Below are 10,919 nucleotides of genomic sequence, written 5' to 3'. Positions count from 1 at the left end.
CAATCCCGTAGTCAGCCGGCCGAGCGCCGTGCGCGCTCGAGCAGCCATTGCGCGCCCGCGCGATCGCCGCCGACGTCGAGCAGCGTCGCGAGATGCGTCAGCGCCTCGTGGTGCGTGGGCTGCAGGTACAGCGCCTTCCGGTAGAAGTCGCCGGCTTCCGCGGCGCGCCCGCGCGCATCCGCGATCAGCCCGTTCAGGTAGAACGCATCGGCATGCGGCCCGACACGCGCCGAGAACTGCGCGAGCACGCGCTCGGCCTCGTCGAACGCGCCTGCGTTCGCAAGCGCCTGCGCATCCTCGAGCGTCGGCGCGATGTCTTCGGCGGCGGGCGCGGCCACGTCGACCGTCGCCACCGACAGGTCGGCCCGTGCGTCGAACGCGGCCGCGGGCACAGCCGGCGGCGGCGCCGCGAACGGCTGGCGCGCGCCGCCGAGCCAGGCCGGCGGCGCAACGGCCAGCACCGTGCGCGTCGCCGCGAGCGGCGCGACCGTGAAGCGCTCCGTGCGCCGGTACGGCGCCGCCACGGACGACGCCGCCGCCGGCCGGGCCGCGCATGCGTCGGCTGCCGCGCCGGCCGGCTCGCGATGAAACGCGAATGCCAGCGGCACGCGTGCCGAGCGCATCCCGTGCCGCATCGCGACACCCGTTTCGGCCGGCCCGACGAACAGCATGCCGTCGTCGGCAAGACGCTCGCCGAGCGAGCGGATCACGCGATCCTGCGCGTCGCGATCGAAATAGATCAGCACGTTGCGGCAGAACACGAAATCGTAGCGAACGCCCGTATCCACGGCCGGTTCGACGAGGTTCGCGTGACTGAACTGCACGCACGCGCGCACGCGATCGTCGAGCAGCCAGCCGTCGCCGGTGGGCGTGAAGTGCCGTGCGCGAAACTCCGTCGCGGTGCCGCGGAACGCGTTGCGTCCGTAACAGCCGAGCCGCGCCTGCTCGATCGCGCGCGCGCTGAGGTCGATCGCGTCGATCGTGAAGCTGGCCGGATCGAGCCCCGCGTCGAGCAGCGCCATCGCCGCCGAATACGGCTCCTCGCCCGTCGAGCACGGCGCGCTCAGCACGCGGATCACGCGGCCGGGTATCGCGGCGAACCGTTCGGCCGCGAGCCGCGCCAGCGTCGCGAATGCCTCGCGGTCGCGGAAGAACCACGTCTCCGGCACGACGAACAGATCGATCAGCGCGCGCCGCTCGTCGGCCGACGCGTTGAGCTGCTGCCAGTACGCGTCGAGCGCTTCCTGCGTCACGGGCGGCCGCGCCGCCGACGGCAGGCGCTCGCCGTCCGCCTGCAGCGCGTGCACGCGCTCCGTCAGCGCACGGGTCAGGAAATCGTTGCCGAGCGAATCGGGGTCGATGCCGGTCTCGCGCAGCAGCCAGTCGCGAAATCGCGATTCGGACTCTTTCATGCGGACTCCCTCTCGTGGCCCGGCAGGTCATCGAACAGATACAGGCGCGCGACATCGTCGACCAGGTCGGACACCGACACCTGCTGCACGACGCCGTCGGGCGTGTTCGCGACGTGCCCGAGCCAGCGCGTGCGCGCGGTCGAGATGCCGCTCGCGTGGAACGCCGCGCGGTCGATCCGCATCGTCTGCGTCGCGCGCTCGACGATCAGGCCGATCACGCGCTCGCCGCCGGCGTGGCCCGCGCGGTAGCGGACCATCACGAGCCGCGTCGAGCGCAGCGCATGCGCGCGCCGCCCGAGCGCCAGCATCGGCACGTCGATCACCGGCACCGGCTGGCCGCCGCGCATCAGCAGCCCGGCGATCCATTCGGGTGCGCCGGGCACGGCCTTCGTGACCGCGAGCGGCAGCACCTCGTCGATGCCGGCCGCGTCGAGCGCATAGCGCTCGCCGTCGAGCTCGAACATCAGGAACAGCGCATGTGCGCCGTTCTGCGTGTCGGCGCGCGTCACGCGTCGACCTTGAAGCGCGACACGCTGGTGCGCAACTGGTTCGCGACGAGCGTCAGGTCGTCGATCGCCTGCGACGACTGGCGCAGCGATTCGGCCGTCTGCTGCGCGGCTTCCGACAGTTGCGACAGCGCCTGCGTGATCTGCTCGGCGCCGTTCGCCTGCGTCTGCATCCCTTCGTTGACCATCTGGAAGCGCGGCGCGAGCGTCTGCACCTCGGCGATGATCTGCGACAACTGCCCGCCGACCTGCTGCACGTCGAGCATCCCGCGGCGCACTTCCTCGGAGAACTTGTCCATCCCCATCACGCCCGCCGACACCGCCGACTGGATTTCCTTCACCGTCTGCTCGATGTCGTAGGTCGCCACCGCCGTCTGGTCGGCAAGGCGGCGGATCTCGGTCGCGACCACCGCGAAGCCGCGGCCGTACTCGCCGGCCTTCTCGGCCTCGATCGCCGCGTTCAGCGACAGCAGGTTGGTCTGGTCGGCCACCTTGGTGATCGTCGCGACCACCTGGTTGATGTTCAGCGCCTTCTCGTTGAGGATCGCGAGCTTCGCGTTCACCGAACCGGCCGCGTCCATCACGCTGCGCATCGTCTCGCCCATCCGCGTGAGCCCGCTCTGGCTCACGCCCGCGAGCGTGGCCGACTGTTCGGCCACGCCGGCCACCTCGTTCATCGTGCGCAGCAGGTCGCGCGACGTCGCGAAGATCTCGCGCGAGGTCGCGCCGATCTCGGTCGTCGTCGCCGCGGTCTCGTTCGCGGTCGCCTGCTGCTCGCGCGACGTCGCCGCGATTTCCGCGACCGACGTCGTCACCTGCAGCGACGACTGCTGCGCGCGCGAGACGAGCTCGGTCAGCTCGTCGGCCATCCGGTTGAAGCCCGTTTCGAGCGTGCCGAATTCGTCGCGGCGGCGCAGGTCGAGGCGGCGCGTCAGGTTGCCGGTGCGCATCACGTCGTGCACCTCGACGAGCCGTGCCATCGGTACGGTGATCGAACGGTACAGCCCGTAGCCGAGCCCGAGTGCGGACAGCAGCACGAACGCCAGCGCGGTCGCGAGCACGACCTCGGTGTCCTGCACGGATTCGCGGATCAGCTTCGCGGACTGCTCGGCGAACTTGCGGTTCTCCTGCACCAGCACGTTAGCGATGCGCACGACCTCGGTCCACGCGGGCAGCGTTTTGGCGTAGGCGGCGACGGCCTCCTCGCGCGACGCGCGGCTCTTCTGCACGGCGTCGTTCAGCAGCGGCACGTAGCGGTCGTAGGCGCCGCGGAACGCCGCGAAGCGCTGCCGGTCGTCGTCGCGGAACGTCGTGCTCTGGTAGTCCATCGACAGCGACTCGATCTCCTTCAGCGCGTCGGAGATCTTCGTGAGATCGCGCTGCACGGTTCCGGGCTCGGTGTCGACGAAGGTGGCCTGCTGCAGCAGCGTGAACGATTCGTTGACCGAGCCGCGCAGCGACGACGCGAGGTAGACGCCGGGCAGCGAGTCGCGCTCGATGCTGACGGCTTCGCTGTTGATCGCGCGCAGTCGCTCGTACGACACGCCGGCTGTTACCAGCATCAGCACGAACAGCACGCTGAAGCTGAGCAGGATGCGATTGCCGAGCGTCAGCCGGGTAGCGCCGATCGTCGGATGCAGGCTTTCATTGGTCGAGCGGGGCGTCACGGTGGCCATGTTCGGTATGGGCTTTCTAAAATCAGCGTTGAAAAAAACCGCGCCCGCCTGCGTGCCGAATGGCACGCCACGAGCGTATCGGGGTCGGATGCGGACGGCGCGGCGCCGGCAGGCCGCGCCACGAAATCACCGCTCCGCTTGCGCCGGCAGCCGAAGCGCGACCATGAAGCCGCGCGCCGTGTTGCGCATCAGGATCTGGCCGCGATGCCGCGCCGCCGTCGCGCGGACAAACGCGAGCCCGAGGCCGAAGCCGCCGCGCGCCGCGCCATGCGCGGATTCGAGCTGCACGAACGACTCGGTCGCGGCTGTACGCTGCTCCGGCGCGATGCCGGCGCCGGTATCCTCGACGCCGATCAGCCATGCATCGTCGTCGCCGCGCAGCGTGCAGTGCACGTCCGTGCCAGCCGGGCCGTACTTCAGCCCGTTGTCGATCAGGTTCGCGACCGCGCGCGTGAGCATCATGCGGTCGCCCTTCGTCACGCACTCGGTATCGGGCACGTGCGCGACGACCCGGCTGCCGAGCCCGGCCGCCTTCTCCCAAAGCTGGTCGACGGCATCGAGCACGATCTCGTTGAGACTCACGACCTCGTGCGCGCGGCGCTCGGACTGCGCGCGGGTCAGGTGGATGAAGCCGTCGGCGAGCGCGAGCGCGCGCCGCGCATGGCCGGCAATGCGTTCCATGATCGCCGGCATGTCGCCGTGTTCGGTCCGGTAGACGTCGAGCAGCGCGAGGATCGACGTCTGCGGCGAACGCATGTCGTGCGACAGGAAATCGAGCGCCTCGTCGCGCTGCCGCGACATCAGGTACGAATTCGAGTGATAGCGGATGCGCGCGGTCAGCTCCATCGCGTCGGGGAGCTTCACGAGATAGTCGTTCGCGCCGGCGATGAACGCTTCGCGCTTGACGATCGGCTCCTCCTTCGCGGACAGCACGATGATCGGTACGCGAGCGGTGCCGGCGTCCGCGCGCCATGCGCGGACGAGATCGAGGCCGTCGATCTCCGGCATCACGAGATCCTGCAGGATGACCGTCGGTTTCACGTCGCGCGCGACCGCCATCGCCCGGTGCGCATCGGTGCACACGTGCAGGTCGATGTCGCGCTCGCTGCGCAGCGCGCGGCGGATCACCTCGCCGACGAACGGTTGATCGTCGACGAGGAGGACCGACAACCCCGGTTCAAGACAATCCGAGGCATTATCACTGCTCGATTCTTTCATAAATACAGTTTCAAACGCCGATTCTCCAATCGATTCTTTCATATGAGTTGTTTATCCGACTTGGATGCTATCTTATTTTGGCGGTTGAAAATCCCGCCTGACTCCGCCGATTTAGCCTGTCGGCACTGCCTTGCAGGGCTTCGGTCGCCGTTTCTTTCCCCGTTGGCGCCCACATTACCCCCGCATTCTTTCTCTCAATAAACATAACCGGCTGATTCTAAATGAAATTAGAACACAGCATCTATCTCCTTCCGGTTTAGTTTTGCCAAATATGCAGAAAGAGACGGAGTCAGATAAATCAGATCATTTCCGGATTCGAAAGACGAAAACGTTTGCGAGACCGGCGCAAGAAGGTTTGCAAGCGCTGCAAGGCTGGCTGCCTGCCTTATTGGGGCCGGACTCAGACAAGCCGAATCGGCTGGCGGGAAGGCAAAAAAATGGCGCGGCGGGCGAGGATCGACCCGCGCGCGTATCGGCGCCGGCAGGCAGCCGGCCCGTGTGATGAAGGTGCGCGCCCGCTTACCCGCGCGCGTGCTGCGCGGACACTTCCTGCAGGTCGAGATCGCGTTCGAGCGTGTGCAGCATCTCGTCATGGATGTGCCCCGAACGGTGCAGGCGCAACAGTTCCGCGCGCCCGGCCCTGATCGCGGCCAGCACCACGTCGTAGTGCGCGGCGCGCACCTCGGCCGGATACGCGGGCTCGTTCTTCGCCCGCTCGGTCAGTTCCGCCCGGTACGTGTATTGCTCGAGCAGGCGCGGATGGATCACGGCCCCGCTCTCGTCGCGCACGAGCGGCTGGATCGCCGCGAGCTGTGCGGCCTCGACGTGCGCCCACGTCTGCGGCTCGGTCAGGTGATGCGCGGCGCGTTCTTCCCGCTGCGGCAGGCGCAGCAGCCGGATCAGCGGCCCGATCGTCGTGCCCTGCAGCAGCACGGTGACGAGGATCACCGCGAACGACGCCACCAGGATCACGTCGCGGCCGGGCATCGCCTCGGGCAGCGACAGCGCGATCGCCAGCGTCACGACGCCGCGCATCCCGGCCCAGCTCATGATCGTCGCGGCCTTCCAGTCGGGCGCGTCGCTGCGCCGCGCGATCCCGCGCACCGGCCACTTCAGCACCTCGACCGCGTAGATCCACACGAAGCGCGACACGATCACCGCCGCCAGCACCGCGAGCACGGGCGGCACCATCGTGCCGAGCACCTGCTCGAAGCCGCCGAGCCGGTGCATCGCACCGCGCAGCGACAGCCCGATCAGCACGAACACCATCGACTCGAGCAGGAACACGATGACCTGCCAGAACGCGGTGCCGCGCGTGCGCACGGCCGCCGAGAACACCTCGTGCTGATGCCAGCCGACGATCATGCCGGCCGTCACCGTCGCGATCACGCCCGACACCTCGACCATTTCGCCCGCGATGTACGCGATCCAGCCGGCGATCACCGCGACGGTGATCACGAGATAGTCGTCGTCGAGCAGCTTCAGGAACCACACGACGAGCTTGCCGACCACGAAGCCGACCACCACGCCGCCGAGCCCGAGCTCCGCGAAGCGCACGACCGCGTGCTCGAGGCTGAACGCGCCGGTGAGCGCGGCCGCGACCGCGAAGCGGAACAGCACCAGGCCGGCCGCGTCGTTCAGCAGGCTCTCGCCTTCGAGCAGCACCATCAACCGGCGCGGCAGCGCCACGCGTTCGAGCACGGCCTTCGCGGCGACCGCATCGGGCGGCGACACGATCGCGCCGAGCGCGAAGCATGCGGCCCACGGCAGCGACGGCGCCACCCAGTGCACGGCGAAGCCGACCGCGAACGTCGTGAACACGACCGCACCGATCGCGAGCAGCAGGATGCCGCCGACGTTGCGCTTGAACTCCTCCCACACCGAGAAGTACGCGCCGTCCATCAGCAGCGGCGGCAGGAACACCAGCAGCACCAGTTCGGGATCGAGGTTGATCGGCGGCAGGCCGGGGATGAACGCGATGCCGATGCCGCCGATCAGCAGCGCGGCCGCGGGCGGCAGCCGCAGCCGCTTGGCGATGCATTCGAGCGCGACGATCGCCAGGAATGACAACAGAACCAGCTTGAATGCCGAGACGGGGGACATGAATCGACCTCGTGAAGAATGAATTCGCGCTTTCCGGCGTCGTACCCCGGTCCGCAGTTTGGCGCGATTACATCACGAGGCGACGCCCGCAGTCGAGCGCGTTCGGGCGCCCCGCCGCGCGGGGCGTGCGCTGCGCCGGCCCGATGCGCGCGCCACCATGAAAAACGGCACGCGGGCCGGCCCGATCGCCCGCCCGCGTGCCGTCACGGCAACGCGCTGCCTGCCGCGCGTTACCGGCGCCGCACGACCATCAATCGCGGCTCGGTCATGTCCTCGATCGCGTAGCGGATCCCTTCGCGGCCGAGGCCCGAATCCTTCACGCCGCCGTACGGCATGTTGTCGACGCGGAACGACGGCACGTCGTTGATCACGACGCCGCCGACCTCCAGCTCGTCCCACGCGCGCTGCGCATGCGTGAGCGAATCGGTGAACACGCCGGCCTGCAGCCCGAAGTCGCTGTCGTTCACGCGCGCGAGCGCGTCGTCGAACCGGTCGAACTTCTCGAGGATCGCGACGGGGCCGAACGCCTCCTTCCGGTACAGGTCCTGCTCATGCCCGACGTTTTCCAGCAGCGTCGCCTCGAACATCGCGCCGTCGACCTTGCCGCCCGCGACGATCTTCGCGCCCGCCGCGACGGCTGCATCCATCCAGCCCGACAGCCGACGCGATTCGGATTCGGAGATCATCGGGCCGACGAACGTCGACGGATCCTTCGGATCACCCATCTTCAGCGAACGCGTCCTGGCGATCAGCTTCTCGCGCAGCGCGTCGTAAAGATCGGCATGCACGAGGATCCGCTGCACGCCGATGCAGCTCTGGCCCGACTGGTAGTACGCGCCGAACGCGAGACGCTCGACCACGTAGTCGAGCCGGTCGCGCTGGTCCGCATCGACGATCGCGGCTGCATTGCCGCCGAGCTCCAGCACGACTTTCTTCTTGCCGGCCTTCTCCTTCAGTGCCCAGCCGACGGCCGGCGAGCCCGTGAACGACAGCAGCTTGAAACGCTCGTCGGTCGTGAACAGATCGGCGCCGTCGCGATGCGCGGGCAGCACCGAGAACGCGCCCTTCGGCAGGTCGGTTTCCGCGAGCACCTCGCCGATGATCAGCGCGCCGATCGGCGTGCGGCTCGCGGGCTTCAGCACGAACGGACAGCCGGCCGCGAGCGCGGGCGCGACCTTGTGCGCGGCGAGGTTCAGCGGGAAGTTGAACGGCGAGATGAACGAGCACGGGCCGACCGGCACGCGCTTCGTATAGCCCGTATAGCCCTGCGCACGCGCGGAGATCTCGAGGTTGATGATCTCGCCGTCGATGCGCACCGATTCCTCGGAGGCAACGCGGAACGTGTCGATCAGCCGCGTCACTTCGCCCTTCGAATCGTTGATCGGCTTGCCGGCCTCGATGCACAGCGCCTCGGCCAGCTCGTCGAAGCGCTCGCGAAAGCGCGCGACGCAATGGTCGAGCACGGCCTGCCGCTTGTAGGCCGGCAGCTCGCGCATCGGCTTCGCGGCGTCGACTGCCGCGCCGATCGCCGCGTCGATCGCCTTCGCGTCGGCCAGCGCGACGCGCGTCGCGACCTTGCCGCTGAACTTGTCCGTCACTTCCAGATCGGTGTTCGCATAGACGGCTTCGTTGGCGAGGTAGTACGGATAGGTTTCCTTCAACATGGAACGACTCCTTCCTGTGAACGGGGAATTCAGAGTTGCGCCGACAGGCGCTTGATCTCGCGGTTCAGCACGCGCTCGTTATCCGAGTAATCGATCGGCACGTCGATCACGTGCACGCCCGGCGACGAGAAGCACTCGCGCAGCAGCGGCTCGAGATCGTCGGCCGATTCGACGCGATGCCCGTGCGCGCCGTAGCTTTGCGCATACGCCACGAAATCGGGGTTCTGCAGCGTCATCGCGAAATCGGGGAAGTTCATGTTCTCCTGCTTCCAGCGGATCATCCCGAACGCGTCGTCGCGCAGGATCATCACGACGATGTCGAGCTTCAGCCGCACGGCCGTTTCGAGCTCCTGCGAATTCATCATGAAGCCGCCGTCGCCGCACACGGCGATCACCTTGCGCTGCGGATGCACGATCTTCGTCGCGATCGCCGACGGCAGGCCCGCGCCCATCGACGCGAGCGCGTTGTCGAGCAGCAGCGAGTTCGGCTCGTGCGCGCGCCAGTAGCGTGCGAACCAGATCTTGTACATCCCGTTGTCGAGACAGACGATGCCGTCGACCGGCAGCGCGTTGTACAGGTCGTTGACAATCCGCACCGGGTACATCGGGAAGCGCGGATCGTGCTGGCCCTTCTCCAGGTGCGCGTCGAAATGCTCCTTGATCATCGCGAAGCGCGCGAAATCCCAGTGCGGCTGCGGCGACACGGCCTCCTTCATCTGCCACACCGCGTTCGCGATGTCGCCGACCACCTCGATCTGCGGGAAATAGACGGGATCGACCTGCGCGCCGAGAAAGTTCACGTGGATCACGGTCTTGTCGTCCGCGCGCATGAAGAACGGCGGCTTCTCGATCACGTCGTGGCCGACGTTGATGATGCAGTCCGCGTGCTCGATCGCGCGGTGCACGAAGTCGCCGTCGGACAGCGTCGCGTTGCCGAGCCACAGCGGGTGCGACTCGTCGATCACGCCCTTGCCCATCTGCGTCGTGAAGAACGGGATGCCGGTCTTGTCGACGAATTCGACGAGGATCTTGCGGGTGGTCTTGCGGTTGCCGCCCGCGCCGATCATCAACAGCGGATGGCGCGCGGCCTGGATCGCGTCGACCGCGTGCGCGACCGCCTTCTCCTCGGCCACCGGCCGCCGGCTGTAGCTGCGCGGGATCGGCTTGCCGTCGCCCTCCTCGTGCGCGATATCTTCCGGCAGCTCGAGGTGCGCGGCGCCCGGGCGCTCTTCCTCCGCGCGGCGGAACGCCTCGCGCACGGCCGACGGGATGTTGCCGATCGACACGATCTGCCGCGTGAACTTCGTGAGCGGCTGCATCATGTCGACCACGTCGACGATCTGGAAGTGGCCCTGCTTGCTGGACTTGATCGGCTTCTGCCCGGTGATCATCAGCATCGGCATCCCGCCGAGCTGCGCATACGCGGCGGCCGTCACGAAGTTCGTGGCGCCGGGCCCGAGCGTGGCGAGACACACGCCGGTGCGGCCCGTCAGGCGGCCGTAGGTGGCGGCCATGAACCCGGCTGCCTGCTCGTGCCGGGTCAGCACGAGCTTGATTTTCGATCGCCGCAGCGATTCGAGTAGATCGAGGTTTTCTTCGCCGGGAATACCGAATACGTACTCGACGCCTTCGGCTTCCAGCGCCTTCACGAACAGATCCGATGCTTTCATGGGGACTCTCGGTTGATGCCGCCTGCCCGGCCTACGGACACGCGGCGTTCAGAACGCGCGCCGGCCTACGGCACGCGGACGCTTTACCTACTGGACACAGACCACGGCACTGCTCGCCACGCATTCGGCAATGCGCGGCGGCGCCTCCGGATACCGGAGGACGAACGGACCCGCCCGCGCGCGGCGGGCGCGCACGGGCGGCAAAGACGTTTTTGATTGTAGACGGATTCGCGAGATCTCGACTTCGGCCGAACGGCCATTTGGCGCACAAACGAAGCGGGCGCCCCTACTGTGGCGGCACTGGAATTCAACACATCACACCTGTGAACTATGGTTGACATACTGAAATCAATGCCCTACAGTGCGCCTACGTTCAGCATCCGGACCACAGATGTCTTCGACGCATGGTTCGCCGGCCTGCAGGATCGCGTCGCGAAGCGCCGCATCCAGGCGCGCATCGACCGTCTGTCGATGGGCAATCCGGGCGACTGGAAATCCGCCGGCTCGCCCGTCGTCGAAATGCGGATCGACCATGGTCCCGGCTATCGGGTCTATTACGTGCGGCGGCGAACGATCTGGGTCATCCTGCTCTGCGGCGGCGATAAATCGACGCAACAGGCCGACATACGCGCCGCGCACGCAATGCTCGCGCATCTCGACATGGAGTAAT

The 10,919-nt window shown here is 67.6% G+C and carries 8 protein-coding genes; 1 reads left to right on the top strand and 7 read right to left on the bottom strand.

Features of this window, described 5'->3' with window-relative positions; all coding sequences use genetic code 11:
- Positions 1-11: 11 nt before the first annotated feature.
- From BFF94_RS01235 to BFF94_RS01205, 7 genes are all read right to left on the bottom strand, one after another.
- The gene (locus BFF94_RS01235) at positions 12-1,412 is read right to left on the bottom strand and encodes a CheR family methyltransferase (protein ID WP_219138866.1); all 1,401 of its coding nucleotides are present in this window, start codon (positions 1,410-1,412) and stop codon (positions 12-14) included.
- The gene (locus tag BFF94_RS01230) at positions 1,409-1,921 is read right to left on the bottom strand and encodes a chemotaxis protein CheW (protein ID WP_219138864.1); all 513 of its coding nucleotides are present in this window, start codon (positions 1,919-1,921) and stop codon (positions 1,409-1,411) included. The genes BFF94_RS01235 and BFF94_RS01230 overlap by 4 nt, the downstream gene beginning before the upstream one ends.
- Positions 1,918-3,594: a methyl-accepting chemotaxis protein gene (locus tag BFF94_RS01225; RefSeq protein ID WP_128845465.1), complete on the bottom strand. Its 1,677-nt coding sequence runs from the start codon at positions 3,592-3,594 to the stop codon at positions 1,918-1,920. The genes BFF94_RS01230 and BFF94_RS01225 overlap by 4 nt, the downstream gene beginning before the upstream one ends.
- 126 nt (positions 3,595-3,720) lie before the next feature.
- On the bottom strand, positions 3,721-4,854 hold the full coding sequence (locus BFF94_RS01220) for a hybrid sensor histidine kinase/response regulator (protein WP_219138863.1): 1,134 nt from the start codon (positions 4,852-4,854) through the stop codon (positions 3,721-3,723).
- Between the two features lie 477 nt (positions 4,855-5,331).
- Positions 5,332-6,915 carry a Na+/H+ antiporter gene (locus tag BFF94_RS01215; protein ID WP_128845467.1) on the bottom strand — a complete coding sequence of 528 codons (1,584 nt, stop codon included), beginning with the start codon at positions 6,913-6,915 and terminating at the stop codon, positions 5,332-5,334.
- Positions 6,916-7,145: 230 nt separating this feature from the next.
- Positions 7,146-8,579, bottom strand: a complete 1,434-nt coding sequence (locus tag BFF94_RS01210; protein WP_128842249.1) for an aldehyde dehydrogenase family protein — start codon at positions 8,577-8,579, stop codon at positions 7,146-7,148.
- Between the two features lie 29 nt (positions 8,580-8,608).
- Positions 8,609-10,249: an acetolactate synthase large subunit gene (locus tag BFF94_RS01205; RefSeq protein ID WP_128842250.1), complete on the bottom strand. Its 1,641-nt coding sequence runs from the start codon at positions 10,247-10,249 to the stop codon at positions 8,609-8,611.
- Between the two features lie 351 nt (positions 10,250-10,600).
- On the opposite strand from BFF94_RS01205, the gene BFF94_RS01200 reads away from it, so the two are divergent.
- The gene (locus BFF94_RS01200) at positions 10,601-10,918 is read left to right on the top strand and encodes a type II toxin-antitoxin system RelE/ParE family toxin (protein ID WP_128842251.1); all 318 of its coding nucleotides are present in this window, start codon (positions 10,601-10,603) and stop codon (positions 10,916-10,918) included.
- Position 10,919 lies beyond the last annotated feature (1 nt).

This window comes from Burkholderia catarinensis (assembly GCF_001883705.2).
GTDB classification, from domain to species: Bacteria; Pseudomonadota; Gammaproteobacteria; order Burkholderiales; family Burkholderiaceae; genus Burkholderia; species Burkholderia catarinensis.
The sequence above is the reverse complement of the archived record's forward strand: the minus strand, read 5'-3'. Positions and strand labels throughout refer to the sequence as shown.

Coding starts and splice junctions, on each gene's coding strand:
- BFF94_RS01215 (WP_128845467.1), bottom strand. CDS start 6,915: ATGTCCCCCGTCTCGGCATTCAAGCTGGTTCTGTTGTCATTCCTGGCG.
- BFF94_RS01205 (WP_128842250.1), bottom strand. CDS start 10,249: ATGAAAGCATCGGATCTGTTCGTGAAGGCGCTGGAAGCCGAAGGCGTC.
- BFF94_RS01210 (WP_128842249.1), bottom strand. CDS start 8,579: ATGTTGAAGGAAACCTATCCGTACTACCTCGCCAACGAAGCCGTCTAT.
- BFF94_RS01200 (WP_128842251.1), top strand. CDS start 10,601: ATGCCCTACAGTGCGCCTACGTTCAGCATCCGGACCACAGATGTCTTC.
- BFF94_RS01225 (WP_128845465.1), bottom strand. CDS start 3,594: ATGGCCACCGTGACGCCCCGCTCGACCAATGAAAGCCTGCATCCGACG.
- BFF94_RS01235 (WP_219138866.1), bottom strand. CDS start 1,412: ATGAAAGAGTCCGAATCGCGATTTCGCGACTGGCTGCTGCGCGAGACC.
- BFF94_RS01220 (WP_219138863.1), bottom strand. CDS start 4,854: ATGAAAGAATCGATTGGAGAATCGGCGTTTGAAACTGTATTTATGAAA.